This window comes from Actinoalloteichus sp. AHMU CJ021 (assembly GCF_002895405.1).
Lineage (GTDB): Bacteria > Actinomycetota > Actinomycetes > Mycobacteriales > Pseudonocardiaceae > Actinoalloteichus_B > Actinoalloteichus_B caeruleus.
Genome location: NZ_CP025990.1, coordinates 4,731,425 through 4,752,681 on the forward strand (window position 1 = coordinate 4,731,425; position 21,257 = coordinate 4,752,681).

Here is a 21,257-nt window from a genome sequence, read left to right on the forward strand (position 1 = left end):
GTCTGGGGTGGACCTCGGCGCCGTACCCCGGGCCCGCCGGCGACGACCGGCGGGCCGGCGACCACGGGAGGGGAGTCGAGCGGGCCGTTCGGGCCGGCGGGCCCGGCTGGGTCCGAGGTGGACCGGAGAACGCTCCGGTGCGTCCCCGGCCCGACCGTGCCATCGCCGGGCGGTGCGAACGGCGCACTTGCCCGCCGCCGGCCAGCACCGCCCTGGTAAATTGATCTTGGTCCTGCCGGTCCGCCGGCGATCCCGATGTCGGGAACCTGACCACGAACCGCCGGAACGTCCGTCACCTGGGCGGGAATCCCGGTTCCGACCAGAGTCCACGCCGCCGGGGTGGGCCGTGCCGGTGCCGGCGCGCGGACCACCGGACGGACACGGTGGACACCGTGGGCGGTGGCGCCGTGGGGCCCGCTCGGAGGGGAGACCCGACGAGGGCGCACCGCGCGGGTGGGAACCCGATACCATCGGCGCCAGACCGCGGGCGCTGACACGTCGGGTGCACATTCACCAGCGCGCACGGGGCACAGCGTGTGCCGCCGTGCGGCGTGGCTGCTGGACCACAGGCGTTACGGTGCCTAACGTCCGCAATCGAGACACGGGTTGACTGGACGAGGCGCACTCCCGGTTCCGCGCCGGGGTTTTCCGGTCCAGGACGACCAGGTCCTGGACGCGCTGGTCCTGGCCAGCGCAGCACTCGAAGCACGAGCCAGATCAGGAAGGCGGATCCGATGACGCCCCCGCACAACTACCTCGCGGTGATAAAGGTCGTCGGCATCGGTGGCGGCGGCGTCAACGCGGTCAACCGAATGATCGAGGTCGGGCTCAAGGGCGTCGAGTTCATCGCGGTCAACACGGACGCCCAGGCGCTGTTGATGTCCGATGCGGACGTCAAACTGGACATCGGGCGCGAGCTGACCAGAGGGCTGGGCGCCGGCGCGAACCCGGAGGTCGGCCACAAGGCCGCCGAGGACCACCGCGAGGAGATCGAGGAGGTCCTCAAGGGGGCCGACATGGTCTTCGTCACCGCCGGTGAGGGCGGTGGTACGGGAACGGGCGGCGCGCCCGTGGTCGCCTCGATCGCGCGGAAGCTGGGCGCTCTGACCATCGGTGTGGTCACGCGGCCGTTCTCCTTCGAGGGCAACCGCCGGGGCAAGCAGGCCGAACAGGGCATCCAGGAACTCCGCAACGAGTGCGACACGCTCATCGTCATCCCCAACGACCGGCTGTTGCAGCTCGGTGACATCGGCGTCAGCCTGATGGACGCCTTCCGGTCGGCTGACGAGGTGCTCCTCTCCGGTGTGCAGGGCATCACGGACCTGATCACCACCCCGGGCCTGATCAACCTCGACTTCGCCGACGTCAAGAGCGTGATGTCGGACGCGGGGAGCGCGTTGATGGGCATCGGCTCGGCGCGCGGGGAGGGCAGAGCGGTGCAGGCGGCGCAGAAGGCCATCAACTCCCCGCTGCTGGAGGCGTCGATGGACGGCGCGCACGGTGTGCTGCTCTCGATCGCCGGTGGGTCGGACCTCGGTCTGTTCGAGATCAACGAGGCCGCGTCGCTGGTGCAGGAGTCGGCGCACCAGGACGCCAACATCATCTTCGGGACGGTGATCGACGACTCGCTCGGCGACGAGGTCCGGGTGACGGTGATCGCCGCCGGTTTCGACGGGGGCGTTCCCGCCCACAAGAGCCTGGAGCCCGCGCCGGTCACCTCCCGAAGCGCCGACCGGTCGGCACCCACCGGCGAGTCCGCGAGCACCTACCAGCCAGAGCCCGCGCAGCCGGCGCGGCCCAGTTCGCCTCCGGCGGTGGACCCGCCGCCCGCGCAGCCCCGGCTCACCCACGCCCACCCGACCGACCCGCCCCGCCCCGCCCCGGAGCCCTACCGGCCGCCCGCGTCCGCCGAGTCGGCGTTCCCGACCGGTCAGCCGGGCATCGGTGGGGTCGGTGAGCAGCAGCACCCCCACGTCCAGTCCGGGGGAGCGGAAGGGCTCCGGCCGGCCTTCCCCAACCGGGGTCTCGGTGGCGGTAGCTCCCTGCCGGGGCGGGCCGTACCCGTGGCCGACGACGCCGAGGACGACGAGGTCGACATCCCACCGTTCATGAGGCGGTGACGACGGGCCAGCACCAACGGCCGCCCCCCGGTCCAAGCCGGGGGGCGGCCGTTTCGCTGTTCGCGGGGCGGGTTGGTCGCCGTTGGCGGGACTCCCGCGTCCGGGCCACCCCGGCTCTTCCTAAGATCACTCTCGACAGTGCGACACCCGGGCGAAGGGAAGACCGACACGTGCGCGTCCGCCGCATCGTGACCACCAGGGAGGGCGGTCGCTCCTCCGGTCCCTACCAGGCCTTCAACCTGGGGGACCACGTCGGTGACGACCCCGCCGCCGTCGCGGCGAACCGCCGGCGCCTCGCCGACGAGCTCGGGCTGCCCCCGGACCGCCTGGTGTGGATGGAACAGGTGCACGGCCGCGGCGTGACGACCGTGGACGGCCCGCGCGCGGAGGCGGTGGAGGCCACCGACGCCCTGGTGACGGCCGAACCAGGGCTGGCACTGGTGGTGCTGGTGGCCGACTGCGTGCCGGTCCTGCTCGCCGACCCGGTCGCCGGGGTGGTGGCCGCGGTCCACGCGGGACGGATCGGTACCCGGGTCGGCGTGCTCCCGGCGACCCTGGCCGCGATGGAACGCGCCGGGGCGCGGGTGGGCGATGTCGAGGCGCTGTTGGGCCCGGCGGTGTGCGGGGACTGCTACGAGGTGCCGGAGGCGATGCGCGCCGACGTCGAGCGGCACGTTCCGGGTACGGCGTGCCGCACGCGCAGGGGAACTCCCGGTCTCGACCTCCGGGCGGGTCTACTGGGCCAACTGACCGAGGCCGGCGTGGGCCGGGTCGGCGCGGACCCCCGGTGCACGGTGGAGTCCCCGGAACTGTTCAGCCACCGACGGGGAGCCCCCACCGGGCGGTTCGCCGCGGTGACGTGGTTCGAACGGAGCTGACCGTGACCGAGGACCGCGCCAGCGAACTGGCGGAGCGACTGCGGACGGTGCGCCGTCGCCTGGCCGACGCCGAACGGGCGGCCGGCCGGGAGGCGGGTTCGGTGCGCCTGCTGGCCGTCACGAAGAACTTCCCGGCGGAGGACGTGGCTCTGTTGGCCGACCTCGGCCTCAGCGAGTTCGGGGAGAGCAGGGACCAGGAAGCCCGGCCCAAGATCGGACGGGTCGGCGAGCTGCGGCCCGCGCTCGACGTGAGCTGGCACATGGTCGGCCGGCTCCAGCGGAACAAGGCGCGGGCGGTGGCCCGGTGGGCGGACGTCGTGCACTCCGTGGACAGCCTCCGGCTCGTCGAGGCGTTGCGCGGCGGGGTGCGGGCCGCCCTCGACGAGGGCCACCGGAGCCGGCCGCTGGACGTGCTGGTCCAGGTGAGTCTCGACGAGGATGCTGACCGTGGTGGTTGCCCACCCGGGCAAGTGACAATTCTCGCGGAATCCGTAGCCCAGGCGAGTGAACTGAGGCTGCGCGGAGTGATGGCTGTCGCGCCATTGGGTGGTAATCCCCTGACGGCGTTCCATAGTCTCGCTACCGTGTCCGATCAGATCCAGCGCCACCACCCAGGAGCCACCGAAGTCTCCGCCGGGATGAGTGGGGACATGGAACACGCCATCGCGGCGGGGTCAACCCTCGTGCGTGTCGGAACCGGTCTGCTGGGTACCCGGAAGTTAGCCTCGCCTTGAGGTTGACGGGGAAACCACGGCGGTCGGATGGCCGTCGAGTCGTGTGGTACGGGGGGAAGCTGAGGCCGACGGCCTGGCGGACCGGGAGGCGGGGAAGGGCTGTCCATGAGCGCGTTGCACAAGCTGAAGGCCTACTTCGGAATGGTCCCCACCGACGACTTGGAGGCGTACGACGAGTCGTCGTCTGGCTACCGGGACGGGTACCAAGATGGTGATGACTACGACTCCTACGGCGACCGGTCGGCTACTCGTGGCCGCCGCTCCAGCTCCTACCGCGGCGGTTACCGCCCCGCCGAGTTCGAGGACGACGACGAGGACTACACCGAGGGCGAGCAGCGCCCCTGGCCCCGGCGGCAGTGGTCGGGCGGGGACGCGCCGACCCGGGGAGCGCTGGCCGTGGATCCGCAACGGGAACCCGTTACCCGGATCCGCCCGGCGCCGGAGCCGGCGAGCAGCGTCATGAGCAGGATCACGACACTGCACCCGAAGACCTACAAGGAAGCCAGGACGATCGGGGAGCACTACCGTGACGGCACCCCGGTCATCATCAACCTCACCGAGATGGCCGACGCGGACGCGCAGCGTCTCGTGGACTTCGCCGCCGGCCTCGCGTTCGCGCTGCGCGGGTCGATCGACAAGGTCACGACGAAGGTGTTCTTGCTCTCACCGGCCAACGTCGACGTCACCGCCGAGCAGCGCAAGAAGCTCGCCGAGGGCGGGCTGTTTGGTCGCGGCTGACTAGTGGCAGAGTGAAGAGCGTGGATGCGGTCCGGATCGTCCTGTACTACGTGTTGTTCTTCTTCTGGCTGCTGCTGATGGCCAGGATCGTGGTCGAGCTCGTGCGGTCGTTCGCCCGCGAGTGGCGACCCAACGGAGGGGTTGCGGTCGCGCTGGAGACCATCTACACAGTGACAGACCCACCCGTTCGTGCGCTGCGTCGGCTCATCCCGACCGTTCGGATCGGCGGCGTGGGGCTGGACTTGTCGATTATGGTGCTACTGCTGGTTGTCTTCATCGCGATGCAACTGGTTGTGCCTTCCTAACAGGTTTCGACTGGAGCACACGGGGTTACGGGGAGCCCAGGTGCCGCAGAGTCGAGGAGTGCGTGAGGTGATCTGACCATGCCGTCTCTGACCCCCGCCGACGTTCACAACGTCGCGTTCAGCAAGCCCCCGATCGGTAAACGGGGCTACAACGAGGACGAGGTGGACGCCTTCCTCGACCTGGTTGAGTCCGAGCTCGCCAGGCTCATCGAGGAGAACAACGAGCTCCGCAACCAGGTCGAGCAGCTCGACCAGCAGCTCGACAACGCCAGGGCCGACCTGGAGGACGCCAGGGCGAACGCCGGGTCGGTGACCGCGGTCCGGCCGGTGGACGAACCGCGTCGGCTCTCGCCGGTCCCGCCGCCCACCCCGATGGAGCAGACCTCCCCGGGCGGCGACCACCACGTGCAGGCCGCCAAGGTGCTGGGACTCGCCCAGGAGATGGCCGACCGCCTGACCGGCGAGGCCAAGACCGAGGCCGACGGGATGCTCTCGGAGGCACGGGCCAAGTCCGAGCAGTTGCTCTCGGAGGCGCGCACGAAGGCCGACAGCATGATCAACGAGGCCAGGACCCGCGCGGAGACCATGGTGTCTGAGGCCAGGACCCGGTCCGAGACGCTGGAGCGGCAGGCCAGGGAGAAGGCGACCGGCCTGGAACGGGACGCCCAGCGCAAGCATGCCGAGGTGATGGGGAGCATCACCCAGGAGAAGAACAGCCTGGAGAAGCAGATCGAGGTGCTGCGCACCTTCGAACGTGAGTACCGGACCAGGTTGAAGACGATGCTGGACTCGCAGCTCCGCGAGCTGGAGGACCGGGGCTCGGCGGTGCCCGAGGGGCGGGCCAACCAGTCCGGCTACACCTTCGGCACGCGGGCGGAGGCCGGCTGACCGGAGTTCCCACGGCTGTGGGCTGACTGCCAGCTGTCCGCCGGGCGACCCCCGAGGGGTCGCCCGGCCGCCGGCTGTTCACTCCTTGCGGTGAAAACGGACCGTGATCAGTGCGCACTCGGTCGGGGTTCTCTCACTCCGGAGAGCGAGGACGAGCTCGCCGGGCAGGTGTGACGTCGCCGGCGGAGCGGGTCGGGCCAGCGGAGGGCATCCGTGCGCGTTCCCGCTCGCGACCCTCGCTATGCTGGTCGTCACAGGCACCGATCCGGCCATCACCGGGGAGCCTCCGGAAGAACGGCGCCGCCCCCTGGGGCGGGAGCCAAGTAGAACCGGACGGGTGGGCCCGTCACAGCCCAGAAGAGAGGTCGTCGCGGCCGGTCGTACCGGCGACGGCGGCAAGCGGGGTGGTACCGCGGTGCGCCTGCGAGTGCGCGTCGTCCCCGTGGGGGCTGGAGTCCCTGAGACTCCGGTCCGTGCGCAGGACGCCAGCCACGACGCCCCAAGGAGCGACACCGATGGCCTACCCCCGGGTCCATCTCACCGGAACACCGCGATCCGAGGCCGACGGTTCGGCCGACGGGACCACGGCCGCCGACGAGCGGCGCGGCGTGCCGGCCCAGCCCTCCTTCCCCGACCTCGAACTCGCCGTCCTCGACTACTGGGCTGCCGACGGCACCTTCGCCGCCAGCGTCGAGGCGCGGCCGGCGGGCGAGAACGGGGCCAACGAGTACGTCTTCTACGACGGTCCGCCCTTCGCCAACGGTCTTCCGCACTACGGCCACCTGCTGACCGGCTACGTCAAGGACGTCGTTCCCCGCTACCGCACGATGCGCGGCAGCCGCGTCGAGCGCCGCTTCGGTTGGGACACCCACGGCCTGCCGGCCGAGCTGGAGGCCGAACGGCAGCTGGGCATCACCGACAAGTCGCAGATCGATGAGATGGGCGTGGCCGCCTTCAACGAGGCGTGCCGGTCCTCCGTGCTCCGCTACACCGACGAGTGGCGGTCCTACGTCACCAGGCAGGCCCGGTGGGTGGACTTCGACAACGACTACAAGACCCTCGACATCGGGTACATGGAGTCGGTGATCTGGGCCTTCAAGCAGCTCTGGGACAAGGGGCTGGTCTACGAGGGCTACCGGGTGCTCCCCTACTGCTGGCGGGACGAGACCCCGCTGTCCAACCACGAACTGCGGATGGACGACGACGTCTACCAGCGCCGCCAGGACCCCGCCGTCACCGTGGGCTTCCGCGTCACCGGCAACGACTCCGCCCTCGACGGCGCGTACCTGCTCATCTGGACGACCACGCCCTGGACCCTGCCGGCGAACCTGGCGACCGCGGTCCACCCCGAGGTCGACTACGTGCTGGTGGAGTCGGACGGGCGGCGGTTCGTCCTGGCCGAGGCGCGCCTGGCCGCCTACGCCAGGGAGCTCGGCGAGGACCCGCTGGTCCTGGCCCGCCACAGCGGCTCCGAGCTGCTCGGGCTGCGCTACGCGCCGCCGTTCCCGTACTTCGTCGGGCACGAGGGCGCCCACCGCGTCCTCGCCGCCGACTACGTGACCACCGAGGACGGCACCGGCGTCGTGCACATCGCCCCCGCCTACGGTGAGGAGGACAAGGCGGTCACCGACGCCGCCGGCATCGAGCCGGTGACCCCGGTCGACGCCAGGGGCCGCTTCACCTCCGAGGTGTCCGACTACGAGGGCCAGCAGGTCTTCGAGGCCAACCCGAACATCATCCGCGACCTGCGGGACGGCACCGAGGGCGCCTCCGAACAGGGCGCGGTGCTCCTGCGGCACGAGACCTACGACCACGCCTACCCCCACTGCTGGCGGTGCCGCAACCCGCTGATCTACCGGGCGGTGTCCTCCTGGTTCGTGCGGGTGACCGCGTTCAAGGACCGCATGGTCGAGCTGAACCAGGAGATCACCTGGTACCCCGAGCACGTCAAGGACGGTCAGTTCGGGAACTGGTTGGCCGGCGCCCGGGACTGGTCGATCTCCCGCAACCGGTACTGGGGTACGCCGATCCCGGTGTGGGTCTCCGACGACCCGAGCCACCCCCGGGTGGACGTGTACGGTTCGCTGGACGAGTTGGAGCGGGACTTCGGGGTGCGGCTGACCGATCTGCACCGCCCCTACGTGGACGAGCTGACCCGACCCAACCCGGACGACCCCACCGGTCGGTCCACGATGCGCCGGGTCCCGGACGTCCTCGACGTCTGGTTCGACTCCGGGTCGATGCCCTACGCGCAGGTGCACTACCCGTTCGAGAACGCGGACTGGTTCGAACACCACCACCCCGGCGACTTCATCGTGGAGTACATCGGCCAGACCCGTGGCTGGTTCTACACCCAGCACGTGTTGGCGACCGCGCTCTTCGACCGGCCGGCGTTCCGCAACTGCGTGTCGCACGGGATCGTGCTCGGCTCCGACGGGCAGAAGATGTCCAAGTCGCTGCGCAACTACCCGGACGTCAACGAGGTCTTCGACCGCGACGGTTCCGACGCCATGCGCTGGTTCCTGATGGCGAGCCCCATCCTGCGCGGCGGCAACCTGATCGTGACCGAACGGGGAATCCGGGAGTCGCTGCGCAAGGCGGTGCTGCCGCTGTGGAACTCCTGGTACTTCCTGTCCTTGTACGCCAACGCGGAGTCGTTGACCGGGGTGTCCTACGCGGACGGGGAGGAACTGGCCGCCGCCGGGCGCGGCGTCTCCCGGCACGTCCTCGACCGCTACGTCCTCGCCAAGACCCACGACCTGGTGCGGCGGGTCACCGAGCGGTTGGACCACTACGACATCGCCTCGGCGTGCGCGGAGGTCCAGGACTTCCTGGAGGTGCTCACCAACTGGTACGTGCGTCGGTCCCGCGACCGGTTCTGGGCCGGGTCCCAGGAGGCGGTGGACACCCTGCACACGGTGCTGGAGGTGACCTGCCGGGTCGTCGCCCCGCTGCTGCCGATGACCTCGGAGGCGGTGTGGCGCGGCCTCACCGGCGGCCGATCGGTGCACCTGACGGACTGGCCGGACGCGGACTCCCTGCCCTCGGATCCCGACCTGGTCGCGGCCATGGACCAGGTCCGGCAGGTGTGCTCCTCGGCCCTGGCCGTGCGGAAGGCGGCGCGGCGCCGGGTTCGTCTCCCGCTCGCCAGGCTGACCGCCGTGGTCGCCGACCCGGGGGCCTTGGCGCCCTTCGCCGACCTCATCAAGGACGAGGTCAACGTGAAGGAGGTCGAGCTCACCGACGACGGCAGCTCGTACGGTTCCTTCGAGCTCGCGGTCAACGCCAGGGTGGCCGGCCCCCGACTGGGCCGGGACGTGCAGAAGGTCATCCGCGCGGCCAAGGCGGGGGAGTGGCACGAGGCCGAGGACGGCACGGTGGTCGTCGCCGGTGTGGAGCTGCTGCCGGGCGAGTACGAGCAGCGGCTGGCGAAGAACGTGGACGACGTCGAGTCCCTGCCGGGTAACGCGGGGCTGGTCGCCCTGGACACCGAGGTGACACCGGAACTGGCGGCCGAGGGCGTCGCCCGCGACCTGGTCCGCGTCGTGCAGCAGGCCCGCCGCGACGCGGGTCTCGACGTCTCGGACCGGATCGGGTTGGCGGTCGAGGTGCCGGCGGACCTGGTGGCGGCGGTGACCGCCCACGAGGAGTTCGTGCGGGGCGAGACCCTGGCGGTGTCGCTGTCCACCGCCATCGAGGAGGGTGCGCCCGCGCTCACCGGCACGGTGGGCGAGGGGACCTCCGTGCGGGTCTCCGTGACCAGGGTGTGAGCCCTCGGGCGCCGCGGCCGGTGGGAACGTGTCCCGCCCGGCGGCGCCCGGCGGGACCACCGACGAGGTCCCGGCCGCCGGGCCGGTGACCGACCGGCGCGGCAGTCGGGGCCGTCGTCCCGTCCCGCTCCCGCCGGGACTGGGCGAACCGGTCGTCCGCCGCGCCATGGGCGCCCCCGCTCGGGCGTGGCGAGCGGTGCGGGTGGGCCGTGGTGGTCGTGCGGGGGGACGGACGGGCCGTCCCGCCCTCCCATGCCGGGAAGGGGAGCCGGTGGGGCGCGGTCCCCGGTGCGGGGCCGTCAGCCGAGGCCCGTCGACGAGGGGTCGCAGGCCCCGGCGGCCGCCTGCCCGGTGTGGTGGCCGCTCCCGTGAGCCGGGACGCGTCTGTCCCAGGGGCGGTCCCCGCCCCTGTTCCCGCACCGCCACCTCGGTGGCACCGGGCCGTCGCGTACCCACTGGTCGACGCGATCCATCAGGTCAGTTCTGGTTGAAACCAGCCCTCCGTCCCGTAGGTGCACGCACCGCGACCGCGCCGGTGATCCACCGACGCCATCCAGCCGTCGGTGTCGCCGTCCGCGCGGATCACCTCAGCTTCCGGTCAGGTCCGCCCCTCGGCCAGGGCCGGCGGGCTCGCGGTCGCCGGAGTCGGGTTCCTGCTGCTGCCCGTGGCGCCCAATCCCCTCTCCTACCCGAACCTGGCGATCGGGCTGGCCCTGTTGGGCGCTGGCGCGGGATCACTGGCCATCGCCTCGGCCATCATCATGTCCGGAACACCCCCGGAGAAGGCCGGCAACGCCGCCGCCATCGAGGAGACCGCCTACGACCTCGGCACCGTGCTCGGCGTCGCCGTGCTCGGCAGTCTGGCCTCAGTGTTCTACCGCGCCCAACTGGAAGTCGGGCTGGGGGAGGCCGATGTCGGGGGTGTTGACGCCGGTCCGGCCGGGGAGCCCCTCGCCGCGGTCCTGGAGCTGTCCTCGGAGTCCGGGGTGCCCGAGGTGGGTGCGGCTGGCGAGGGCGGCGTTCGGCGAGTCGCTGGCGACGGTGACCCTCCTGGCGGTGCCAGTCGTGGCCTGCCTCCTGGTGCCCCGGTCCCTGGACCTGACGAGACAGCGGCACTGATTGGGCGGCTCGCCCGCCGCGGGCCCACCAGCACCCCGACCGCGCTCGGCTCGCGTGTCGGGGCAGGGTGGTCGGTGCGGGCGGCCGGTCGGGACGCCCGGCGGAGGAGGTGGACGGTCGTGTTCCGTTTCGCGGTGCGTGTCAAACCCGGCGCGCGACGAAACGTCGTCGGGGGCAGGTGGGACGGGGTCCTGGGGCCGGCGTTGGTGGTGGCGGTGGCCGCCCCGGCGGTCGAGGGCAAGGCCAATGAGGCGCTCCGCCGCGCGGTGGCGGACGCGTTCGGTGTCCGCCGCCAAGCCGTGCGAGTGGACGCCGGGGAACGCGGTCGGGACAAGTGGCTGGTCGTCGACCTCGACGAGACCGCGGCCGAGGACCGCCTGCGCACCCTGCTGGAGGGCTGATGCCGGCGGCGACCGAGGAGGGGCGGACGACGGTGCCCGGGCGGGTCCAGCGCGGGGGTGGCTGTTCCGGTGGGTGCGGTCGGGCCGGCTCCCAGTGGCTGGGAGGCCCGCTGGACAGGTCGGGCGGCGGCGGTTAGGTTCTGCCGCAGGTCATGAGCGCCAGCGCCAAGCCCCGGCTCGCTGGCCGGCAACCCTCCTCCGCGGTGGGGTGCTCCGGGTGAGGACCAGGCCCGAGCCGTGTGGTGTCGGGCAAGCGCGGGGCCTACCACCGGGTCCCCCCTGGATCCGAGGAGGTCGTGCCATGTCGTCCGCACCCACCACCGCCCGCCCGTCCCGCCTCGCGCCCCCCGCGTCGGCCCTGCCGCCGGTGGTCGGTGCGGACCTGCGGGTCCCGCTGGTGACCGGCGGGGATGTCCCGTACGCGAACCTCGACCACGCGGCGAGCGCCCCCTGCCTTGAGGCGGTGCGGGACGCCGTCGACGCGGTCCTGCCCTGGTACGCGAGCGTCCACCGGGGAGCCGGGTTGCTGTCGCAGGCGTCGACGAGGATCTACGAGAACGCGCGGGCGACGGTGCGCCGGTTCGTCGACGCCCCGCCCGACCACGACGTGGTGTTCACCCGCAACACCACCGACGCGATGAACCTGGTCGCCGCCGTGTTGCCGGTGGGGACCGTGGTGGTCACCTTCGACACCGACCACCACGCGGCGCTGCTGCCCTGGGCCGGCCGCCGGGTGCGCCGCGTCCGCGCGCCGCGTACCCGGGGTGAGGCGGTGGCGGCGCTGGAGGCGGAGCTGTCCGGGCTGGTCGCCGACGGTGACCGGGTCGCCGTGGTGCTCACCGCCGCGTCGAACGTCACAGGTGAACTGTGGCCGGTGGCCGAGTTGGCCGAGGTCAGCCGTCGGCACGGAGCCCTGTCCGTCCTCGACGCCGCGCAGTGGGCGCCCCACCGGCCCGTGTCGGTGTCCGAGCTCGGGGTGGACTTCCTCGCCTTCTCCGGGCACAAGGCCTACGCGCCCTTCGGCTGCGGGGCGCTGACGGGGCCCGCGCGCCTGCTGCGGTCGGCGCCGCCGTACCTGCGGGGTGGAGGAGCGTCGGCCCTGGTGGAGTCCGTGGGAGCTGATCTGCGGGTGACCTGGGCGGCCGGTGTGGAGCGCCAGGAGGCCGGGACGCCGAACGTGGTGGGAGCGCACGCGCTCGCGGTGGCCTGCGAGACGCTGTCGGGGCACTGGCGGGGGGTGGCCGAGCACGAGGACCGGCTGGCGGGAGCACTGCGGGAGGGCGTCGCGGCCGTGCCGGGGGTGCGTCCGCTGCGGCTGTTCGACGATGCCACCCCCTCGGTGGGCGTCGTCAGCTTCGGCGTCGACGGGATCGACCCGGGGTTGCTGGCCGCCGCGCTGTCGGCGGAGTACGGGATCGGGGTGCGGGACGGGGCGTTCTGCGCGCACGTCGCGACCGAGCGCCTGCTGGCCCGGGCGGGGGTCGGTGGGGGACGCGCGGTGCGGGTCAGCGTGGGCCTGGGAGCCACCGAGGAGCACGTCGACCGCCTGCTCGCCGCGCTCCGGGCGGTGGTGGCCTCGGGGCCGGCCTGGTCCTATGCCCAGCGGGACGGGCGCTGGGTGCCCGTCCCGGACCCCCGGCGGTTGCCGGTCGGGCTCCTGGGGGACGGGCCCGCCTGAGCGCGGGTGGCCCCACCGAGCGGCCCGGGGCTGCCCGACCAGCGCCCGCTGGCCGGTGTCGACGCCTGTGACCAGCGTCGATGCCGGTAGGTCACAATGACTGGGTGACCGAGACCGGCCCTGCGGGGTCCAACGCCGACGACGATCCCGCCAACGCCGACGCGGGAGCCGTCGGCGGACCCAGCGGGCCCGCCGTGCCCCCTGGTGGGGGGTCGCCGAGACGACGGGTGGGCCTGCTCGCGGTGGTGGCCGGGGTGGCGTTCGCCCTCGACCTCGTCACCAAGGTCGTGGCCGTCGCCCAGCTGGAGGGGCGGGAGCCGGTGCGGCTGCTCGGTGGCGGTGTGTACCTGGTGCTGCTGCGCAACCCCGGCGCCGCCTTCTCGATGGCGACGGGCATGACGTGGCTGCTGACCCTGGTCGCCGTCGGCGTGGTCGTGGGTATCATCTGGATCGCGCCCCGGTTGCGCTCGGTGGGTTGGGCCCTGGGGTTGGGCCTCATGCTGGGCGGTGCGCTGGGCAACCTCGCGGACCGGATCTTCCGTTCCCCGGCGCCCCTGCACGGCCACGTCGTGGACTTCGTCTCGTTGTTCGCTCCTGACGGCAGCGTGTGGCCGGTGTTCAACGTCGCCGACTCCGCGCTGGTGGGCGGGGTGGCGCTGCTGGTGGTGCTGGCCGTGCTCGGCCGGGACTACGACGGGAGCACCGTCCGGGGGCGCGCCGACCAGGAGAAGACGACCACCGCCGAGGGAGACGACCAGCGATGAGCGACACCCGCACCTTTCCGGTGCCCGACGGACTCGACGGGATGCGGGTCGACGCCGGCCTGGCGAAGCTGCTCGGTCTGTCACGGACGGCCGTGGTCTCGATCGCCGAGTCCGGTGGCGTGGTGATCGACGGTGCTCCCGCGGGCAAGTCGGACCGGCTGGTGGCCGGTTCGTGGATGGAGGTCCAGCTCCCCCAGCCGGAGCGGCCGGTCGTGGCCGCACCCGAGCCGGTGCCGGGCTTGCGGATCCTCCACGAGGACGAGGACGTGGCTGTCGTCGACAAGCCGGTCGGGGTCGCCGTCCACCCGAGCCCGGGCTGGACCGGGCCGACGGTCCTGGCGGGGCTGGCGGCGATGGGGTTGCGGATCGCGACGTCCGGTGCCGCCGAGAGGCAGGGGGTGGTGCACCGGCTCGACGTGGGCACCACCGGGGTGATGGTGGTCGCCAAGAGCGAGACCGCGTACTCGACCCTGAAGCGGGCGTTCAAGGAGCGGACGGTCTCCAAGATCTACCACGCGGTGGTCCAGGGTCACCCTGATCCGACCAACGGCACCATCGACGCCCCAATCGACCGGCATCCCCGGCACGACTACAAGTTCGCGGTGGTGGCGGGGGGCAAGCCCAGCGTCACCCACTACGAGGTGGTGGAGGCCTTCCGGGCCGCCTCGTTGGCCGAGGTGCGGCTGGAGACCGGGCGGACGCACCAGATCCGGGTGCACTTCGCCGCGCTGCGGCACCCCTGCGCCGGTGACCTCACCTACGGTGCCGACCCCACCCTCGCCCAGCGGCTGGGGCTGACGCGGCAGTGGCTGCACGCCAGGCGGCTCGGGTTCGACCACCCGGGCACGGGGGAGTGGGTGGAGTTCACCAGCGAGTACCCGGACGACCTCGCCGAGGCGTTGCGGCGGCTGCGTTCGGAGAGTTGACCGCCGGGCGGTGGTCCCCTGGCGCGGGCTGTCCCGGCCCGGGCCCAGCCGGTCGGGCGTGTGCCGACGCAACGGGTCGGCCACGACCTCGGGACGAAGTGACCGGAATGGGTGGATCATGCGCCGTCACCGTCTAGCGTGGTGGGGACGGCTGTGAGCCCGAACGGGACCGACTGGGGAGACGTCGTGCGGCAAGGACGAGACGAGCAGTACATCGAGGCGGGACGCGGAAGGCTGGCGGGGCCGGAGGAACCGCCCACCCCGCCGATGGGGTTCGCGCTGCCACCGGTGGCCGTGGGGGCCTCGGCCGGCGGCGCGTCGATGGCCGGGGGCGGTCGGCGGGACCCCTTCGACCCGCCGACCGAGCCGACCCCGCGACCGCTGGTGGACCAGACGGCGGCTGGCCAGGCGGCGCCGGCGGTGATCGGGGCCGAGGCGCCCGAGTCGGTCGAGGGCGAGACCCGGGACTGGCCGACGTTCAGCCGGAGCCGTGACGACGACCGGGAGGAGCCCGACGGCAGGGCTGGCTGGGTCGGCCGCATGTTCGGCCGCCGCGACGCCTGACCGGGCGGAGCTTCGCCGGCGTCACCCTCCGGGGCCGGCGCCGCGCGGGCGGCCCGCTCAGTCCTCGTCGACGGTCCAGGTCAGGGTGCGGTGGTCGGGGTCGGGTCCGGGGCTCCAGCGGACGGAGGTGACCCGGGTGGTGTCGGGCAGCACGTACACCGAGTGGCCGCCGGCGGTCTCCCCGGGTCCCACTCCGATGCGGTAGGCGGGCCGGGAGGACAGGGACACGGGGGCCTTCGACACCGGTTGGTCGTCCTCGGTCACCAGGACGAGGTACAGGTCGGGCAGGGCCGCGAACGGCAGGGGGCCCTGGTTGGTGATCTCGGTGTGGACGACGACGGCGCGTTCGCCCTCCTGGAGGGTGTACCCGGCTGCCTCGAACAGGAAGTTCGCCGGGTCGACGACCTCCAGGAGCTGGATGCGGACGCGTTCGCCCTCGACGCCGTGCGTCTCCAGGGCCGTCCCGACCTGACCGGCCCGGGGTGGGGTGGGGGTGGCAGCCGGAGGGCCGTCCCCTCTCGCCCACGACGCCGACTGCGGTGGACCCCACACGCTGGCGGGATCCGAGGGCGCCCCCTCCTGCGCGGCCGGAGCCGGGTGCGGGGGCGCGGCCGGGCCTGGCGGCGGTGCGGGGAACGGGCCGCTGGGTGGCGCCTGCCCCGGCGGTGGGAAGCCGGGTGCCGGGTGCGGGTAGGGACCGCTGGCCGCGCCGGGGTGGTGCGCCGGGGGGTAGGCCCCGCTGGCGCTGCCCGGCGGGGGGTAGGGGCCGCTACCGCTGCCCGGGGGAGGGTAGGAGCCGCTGGGCGTGCCGTGCACCGGGTAGCCGGGCGGGGCTGGCGCCGGGTAGCCCGGTGGCGGGCCGGGCGGGTAGGACTGGTACTGGTGCTGCGCCCAGGCTCCGGCCGCCATCAACACGTTGCGGATGGCCTGTTGGTCGCACTCCACCCCGACCACCAGGGGGAGGCCGGCGGCGGACAGGGCCGCCAGGCGGGCGGCCACCTCCCGCACGTCCATGCCCAACCGGTGCGCCATGTCGGTGACGGACGCGCGACCGGCCTCGGCGATCAACGCGAGTAACCGGGTGTCGACGGGATCAGGACCAACCACGTCAGGCACGCTACCTAATCATGGGGGCCGCCCACCGGGCGGAGCCGACAACGGTGGCTCGTTCCCGTAGCGGGACGGCGCGGGAACGGGGGTGCGGCGGCATCATTCCCACCAGAAGGTCCAGGAGTGGTGCCCCACGATCTGCCGGGCGTAGTCGCCCAGGTTGCCGACCCCCTGGTCGATGCTGTCGGGGCAGAACGACCAGTGCTCGGCCGCCACGGCCAGGGCGTGCTCCGGGGTCTTGGGCGGCGCCGCCACGCTGAGGTCCAGGGTGTCGAACCCGAGCCGGACGACGCGCACCCCGAACCGGTCCTCCCAGCTGCGCAGGATCGCCGACAGGGGGGCGGTGCGCTCCGAGTAGTTCACCGGCCCCATCCAGCCGATCTGGGCGAGCGCGTCCGCGCCGCGCGACGCCGCGACGAGCCCCAGCCGAGCCACCCCGTCGGTCAGTTCACCGGCCAGCCAGTCGGCGACCTCCTCCGGGGGGCGGTCGGGCACGGCCCTGGGGGCGAGGCCGGGGAAGTCGGGGCCGAAGGGCAGCAGCTGTTCGCTGACGTCGTGTCCGCCGCCGGACGGGGCGGCCGATTCGGCCCACCACTCCGCCATCAGGGCCCGCGCGTCGTGCCGGTCGACGCGGGACACCGGTTCGGGAGCGAGCTCCCCGGTCTCCCACGGCTCACCGCCCTGGAGGTCACTGGGGCGCAGCAGCAGCGGCCACAGCCCGGTCTCGGGGTGGAGGGCGCGGTACCGGGCCCACGTCCCAGCCCCGGCGGGGTCCCGGCTGAGCCACAGCGCGGGCCGCACGGTGGACAGCCGGTAGCGGGCGAAGCTCTCGTCGGCCCAGATGAGCTCGCCCGGCGGCAGGTCCGGTGGGAGGGGCCGCCCGTCCCCGCCCTCGGGGAACAGGGCCGCCAACTCGTCCGGCAGTGATCTCGTGTCCGCCTGATCCACCACGTCGGGTTCTCCCGGATGTCGTCCAGTGCTCGGGTCGCCCCTTGCGTTGGGCCTGCCGATATTCTCACGCCAAACCGACGACGAGCGTGATCATCAGATCGTGGGGGCCGCGGCCGCGCGCGACCACGCAGGGTGCGGGACGTGGCGGCTGTCGGACGAGGAAGATCACCCGCGAGGGGGCCAGTCGGGCAGGCCGGTGAACCTCGGCGAGGCGGTCCGGGCGGGCGTGCGACGGGGCCCGCCCCCGACGCGCGGGAACGGGCCCCTCGGTGGTGTGGCCTCAGGCGCTGATCGTGACGCCCGGGATCGCCTTCAGCTCTCCGAAGAAGGCCGGCGAGGTGGAGATCGGGTAGTCGTCCACGGCCAGCATGGCCGTCTTGTGCTGGTAGTGCAGCTTCAGCCGCACCGGGGTCTCCCCCGGGTGGGCGCGCAGCGCCTGCTTGAGGTCGCTGACCACCTCCTCGGTGATCAGTTCGGACTTGACCAGCAGCGTCAACGGTGGTTCGACGCCGGGGTTGTTCTCCGCCTCGCTGATGTCCAGCGGGATCACCCCGGAACCGAAGATGCTCATCTTGTCCTCGCGCCAGTTGACCCGGCCCTTGACCGCCACGGCGGTGTCCTCCACGAGGTCCTGGCCGAGCACCGCGTAGGACTTGGGGAAGAACAGCACCTCGATGGAGGCGTCCAGGTCCTCCACGGTCGTGATCGCCCAGGGCTCGCCGTTCTTGTTGACCCGCCGCTCGACCGAGGAGATCATGCCGGCGATGATGACCTCCCCCTCCTTCGGTGGGTCGTTGAGCAGGGCGGCGATGTCCCGGGGGGCCTGCTTGCGCAGGATGCGCTCCGCCCCGTCCAGGGGGTGCGCCGACACGTAGAGCCCCAGCATCTCCCGTTCGTAGGCCAGCTTCTGCTTGCGGGGCCACTCCTCGGGGGTGTAGGTGAGGTGCGCCAGCGGGGAGGCGTCCTCGCTGGCCGGCGTGTCGTCGCCACCGCCGAACAGGTCGAACTGGCCCATCGCCTCCTGCCGCTTGAGGCCGATCACGGCGTCGACGGCAGCCTCGTGGTGTTCGATCAGCGAGCGGCGCGAGTGGCCGAGCGAGTCGAACCCACCGGCCTTGATCAGCGACTCGATCACCCGCTTGTTGCAGCTGACGATCTCCGACTTGGTGAGGAAGTCGTTGAAGGAGGTGTAGGCGCCCTTCTTCTTCCGCGTGTCGATGATCGACTGCACGACGTTGCCGCCGACGTTGCGGATGCCGCCGAGGCCGTAGCGGATGTCGGTCCCCACGGCGGCGAAGCGCAGCGCCGACTCGTTGACGTCGGGAGCCAGCACCTGGATGCCGAGGCGGCGGCACTCGGAGAGGTAGACCGCGGACTTGTCCTTGTTGTCGGCGACCGAGGTGAGCAGGGCGGCCATGTACTCGGCCTGGTAGTTGGCCTTGAGATAGGCGGTCCAGTAGGAGACCAGGGCGTAGCCGGCGGCGTGGGACTTGTTGAACGCGTAACCGGCGAACGGCAGGATCGTGTCCCAGAGCGTCTTGATGGCCTCGTCGGAGAAACCCTTCTCCCGCATCCCGGCCTGGAAGCCCTCGAACTCCTTCTCGAGCACCTCCAGCTTCTTCTTGCCCATCGCCTTGCGGAGCACGTCCGCGCGTCCCATCGAGTACCCGGCGACCTTCTGCGCGATGCGCATGATCTGCTCCTGGTACACGATCAGGCCGTAGGTCTCGGAGAGGATCTCCTCCAACGGTTCAGCCAGCTCGGGATGGATCGGGGTGATCTCCTGGCGGCCGTTCTTGCGGTCGGCGTAGTTGTTGTGGCTGTTCATCGCCATCGGGCCCGGGCGGTAGAGGGCGTTGACGGCGATGATGTCGCTGAACTCGGTGGGCTGCATCCTGCGCAGCAGGTCCCGCATGGCGCCGCCCTCGAGCTGGAACACGCCGAGCGCGTCCCCGCGCCCCAGCAGCTCGAAGGTCCTCGTGTCCGTCAGGCCCAGCACGTCGAGGTCGATCTCGTCGCCCCGGTTCGCCCTGATGTTGTCGATGGCGTCGTTGATGATGGTGAGGTTCCGCAGCCCGAGGAAGTCCATCTTCAACAGGCCGATGGCCTCGCAGGACGGGTAGTCCCAGCCGGTGATGATCGACCCGTCGTCCCGCTGCCACAGCGGGATGGCGTCCATCAGCGGTTCGGAGGACATGATCACCGCGCAGGCGTGCACGCCCGCGTTGCGGATCAGGCCCTCCAGACCACGGGCGGTCTCGAAGATCTTGGAGACCTCCGCGTCCGTCTCGATCAGGGTGCGCACCTCGGCGGCCTCGGGGTACCGCTCGTGCTCCGGGTTGACGATGCCGGCCAGCGGGATGTCCTTGGCGGCCACCGGCGGGGGCAGGGCCTTGGAGATCCGGTCCGCGATCGCGTAACCGGGCTGACCGAAGTGCACCCGGGCGGAGTCCTTGATCGCCGCCTTGGTCTTGATCGTGCCGAAGGTGATGACCTGCGCGACGCGGTCGGCGCCGTACTTCTCCGTGGCGTAGCGGACCATCTCACCCCGGCGGCGGTCGTCGAAGTCGATGTCGATGTCGGGCATCGACGCGCGCTCGGGGTTGAGGAACCGTTCGAAGAGCAGTCCCTGGGGGATCGGGTCCAGGTTGGTGATCCCCAGGGCGTACGCCACCAGGGAACCCGCCGCGGAACCACGACCGGGGCCGACGCGGATGCCGATCTCCTTGGCGTGCTGGACGAGGTCACCCACGACGAGGAAGTAGGCGGGGAAGCCCTTCTGCGCGATGACGCTCAGCTCGAACTCGGCCCGCTCGTGGTAGCCGTCGGGCACGCCCTCCGGGAAGCGCCAGTCCAGCCCCTTCATCACCTCCCGGTGCAGCCAGGACTCCTGCGTCTCGCCCTCGGGCACGTCGAAGACGGGCATCCGGTCGCGGTGCTCGTAGACCTCGGCGTAGGACTCGACCCGCTCGGCGATCAGCAGTGTCGACTCGGACGCGCCGGGGACCTCCTTGTCCCAGAACGCCCGCATCTCCTCGGCCGACTTCAGGAAGTAGCCGTCGCCGTCGAACTTGAAGCGGTTCGGGTCGGAGAGAGTCTTGCCGGACTGCACGCACAGCAGGGCGGAGTGCGACTCCGCCTGGTCCTTGGTGACGTAGTGCGAGTCGTTGGTGGCCAACGGCCGCAGTTCGAGCCGTTTGGCGATGTCGAGCAGCCCCTCCCGCACCGAGCGTTCGATGGCTAGCCCGTGGTCCATCAGCTCGACGAAGAAGTTGTCGGCGCCGAAGATGTCCTTGTAGTCGCTGGCGGCCTGGATGGCCTCGTCGTACTGGCCCAGTCGCAGCCGGGTCTGGACCTCGCCGGAGGGGCAGCCGGTGGTGGCGATGATGCCCTGGCTGTTTTCCGCGATCAGGTCGCGGTCCATCCGGGGCTTGCGGTAGTAGCCCTCGATGGAGGCCAGCGAGGACAGCTTGAAGAGGTTCCGCAGGCCGGTGGCGTCGCCGGCCAGCATCGTCATGTGGGTGTACGCACCCCCACCGGAGACGTCACCGCCCTCACCGAACTGGTCCGTGGAGCGCTGGTGGGACTGGCCCCAGAACACCGGCTTCTTGTGGAACCGGCTGCCGGGAGCGAGGTAGGCCTCGATCCCGATGATCGGCTTGATGCCCGCCTTCTTCGACTGTTGGTAGAACTCGTCGGCCCCGTACATGTTCCCGTGGTCGGTCATGCCGACCGCCGGCATCCCGAGTCTCTTGGCCTCGGCGAACAGCGGCGCCATCTTGGCCGCTCCGTCCAGCATCGAGTACTCGGTGTGGACATGCAGGTGGACGAAGGAGTCACCGGGCACGGGCAGGGACCTCCGGGGCGTGTCGACGGCGCGCGGGGGCGGCGGTGCGGGCCGCGCGGGAGAAGCGCCCAGCCTATGTCCTGGCCGTGCCGCGACGAGAGCACCCCACCCGGGGTGTCGCCCTCGGTTCGGGGTGTCCCACCGCACGGTGGGACGGCGTGGGGCGAGGCCACGACGCCCCTCGGGTGTGGCGGGGTGGCGTGGCTGGCGAGTCCCACCCGCCCCCCGAGGTTGATCGGGGGTGGCGACGGGTGGTAGTTGGTTGAACCGGCAACGTGACGTCCCGTCAGGCCCGGCGGGCACCGCATGATCGTCGAGGAGGGGTCGGAGCATGACCGGCGTGTCGGCCTGGGCCGGCCCATCGACCCGGTGCGGCCGGGGCGGTGACGACCGCGCGCCGGTGCTCGCCGTGACCGGCTCGGGTGGTGATCGAGGTGGCGGGGAGGCGTGGGACCAGCCGTCGG

Annotated in this window: 15 protein-coding genes, 1 pseudogene and 1 riboswitch; of the genes and pseudogenes, 13 read left to right on the top strand and 3 right to left on the bottom strand. The window is 72.0% G+C overall.

All coding sequences use genetic code 11. The annotated features are described in order from the left end of the window. Window positions 1-734: 734 nt before the first annotated feature. The 13 genes and pseudogenes from ftsZ (at window position 735) to C1701_RS20160 (ending at window position 14,885) form a co-directional block, all read left to right on the top strand. A complete protein-coding gene (ftsZ, locus tag C1701_RS20105) occupies window positions 735-2,120 on the top strand; it encodes a cell division protein FtsZ (RefSeq protein ID WP_026420019.1) in 1,386 nt (461 codons plus the stop codon). Between the two features lie 170 nt (window positions 2,121-2,290). Continuing rightward, window positions 2,291-2,998: a peptidoglycan editing factor PgeF gene (gene pgeF, locus C1701_RS20110; protein WP_026420020.1), complete on the top strand. Its 708-nt coding sequence runs from the start codon at window positions 2,291-2,293 to the stop codon at window positions 2,996-2,998. Window positions 2,999-3,000: 2 nt separating this feature from the next. Continuing rightward, complete coding sequence (locus C1701_RS20115) at window positions 3,001-3,732, top strand: YggS family pyridoxal phosphate-dependent enzyme (protein ID WP_026420021.1); 732 nt, start codon at window positions 3,001-3,003, stop codon at window positions 3,730-3,732. 105 nt (window positions 3,733-3,837) lie between these two features. Next, window positions 3,838-4,470, top strand: coding sequence for a cell division protein SepF (locus tag C1701_RS20120; protein WP_026420022.1), 633 nt, complete (start codon window positions 3,838-3,840; stop codon window positions 4,468-4,470). Between the two features lie 20 nt (window positions 4,471-4,490). Next, window positions 4,491-4,775: a YggT family protein gene (locus C1701_RS20125; protein ID WP_026065904.1), complete on the top strand. Its 285-nt coding sequence runs from the start codon at window positions 4,491-4,493 to the stop codon at window positions 4,773-4,775. Between the two features lie 78 nt (window positions 4,776-4,853). After that, on the top strand, window positions 4,854-5,663 hold the full coding sequence (gene wag31, locus C1701_RS20130; protein WP_026420023.1) for a DivIVA-like cell division protein Wag31: 810 nt from the start codon (window positions 4,854-4,856) through the stop codon (window positions 5,661-5,663). Between the two features lie 515 nt (window positions 5,664-6,178). Next, on the top strand, window positions 6,179-9,433 hold the full coding sequence (gene ileS, locus C1701_RS20135; RefSeq protein ID WP_030225485.1) for an isoleucine--tRNA ligase: 3,255 nt from the start codon (window positions 6,179-6,181) through the stop codon (window positions 9,431-9,433). 674 nt (window positions 9,434-10,107) lie between these two features. Then, window positions 10,108-10,324 (top strand): annotated as a pseudogene (locus C1701_RS28200) (MFS transporter); the annotation flags it as partial. A gap of 347 nt (window positions 10,325-10,671) precedes the next feature. Then, window positions 10,672-10,953 carry a DUF167 domain-containing protein gene (locus tag C1701_RS20140; RefSeq protein ID WP_103057122.1) on the top strand — a complete coding sequence of 94 codons (282 nt, stop codon included), beginning with the start codon at window positions 10,672-10,674 and terminating at the stop codon, window positions 10,951-10,953. Between the two features lie 148 nt (window positions 10,954-11,101). After that, a riboswitch (SAM riboswitch) is annotated at window positions 11,102-11,215 on the top strand. A 39-nt stretch (window positions 11,216-11,254) separates the two neighbouring features. Then, complete coding sequence (locus C1701_RS20145) at window positions 11,255-12,631, top strand: aminotransferase class V-fold PLP-dependent enzyme (RefSeq protein WP_103056433.1); 1,377 nt, start codon at window positions 11,255-11,257, stop codon at window positions 12,629-12,631. Between the two features lie 227 nt (window positions 12,632-12,858). Further along, a complete protein-coding gene (gene lspA, locus C1701_RS20150; protein WP_030105869.1) occupies window positions 12,859-13,395 on the top strand; it encodes a signal peptidase II in 537 nt (178 codons plus the stop codon). Beyond that, window positions 13,392-14,321, top strand: a complete 930-nt coding sequence (locus C1701_RS20155; RefSeq protein ID WP_026420027.1) for an RluA family pseudouridine synthase — start codon at window positions 13,392-13,394, stop codon at window positions 14,319-14,321. The genes lspA and C1701_RS20155 overlap by 4 nt, the downstream gene beginning before the upstream one ends. A 186-nt stretch (window positions 14,322-14,507) precedes the next feature. Next, window positions 14,508-14,885, top strand: coding sequence for a hypothetical protein (locus tag C1701_RS20160; protein ID WP_155886228.1), 378 nt, complete (start codon window positions 14,508-14,510; stop codon window positions 14,883-14,885). Between the two features lie 57 nt (window positions 14,886-14,942). Here the strand turns inward: C1701_RS20160 and C1701_RS20165 are convergent, their stop codons facing one another. The 3 genes from C1701_RS20165 to dnaE all read right to left on the bottom strand — a co-directional run bounded on the left by C1701_RS20165 (window position 14,943) and on the right by dnaE (window position 20,793). Further along, window positions 14,943-15,992 (bottom strand): AsnC family protein, encoded by a 1,050-nt coding sequence (locus C1701_RS20165; protein WP_103056434.1) that lies wholly within the window; start codon window positions 15,990-15,992, stop codon window positions 14,943-14,945. Between the two features lie 102 nt (window positions 15,993-16,094). Beyond that, a complete protein-coding gene (locus C1701_RS20170) occupies window positions 16,095-16,946 on the bottom strand; it encodes a DUF4253 domain-containing protein (protein WP_103056435.1) in 852 nt (283 codons plus the stop codon). Between the two features lie 280 nt (window positions 16,947-17,226). Next, window positions 17,227-20,793 (bottom strand): DNA polymerase III subunit alpha, encoded by a 3,567-nt coding sequence (dnaE, locus tag C1701_RS20175; RefSeq protein ID WP_026420031.1) that lies wholly within the window; start codon window positions 20,791-20,793, stop codon window positions 17,227-17,229. Between the last annotated feature and the right edge of the window lie 464 nt (window positions 20,794-21,257).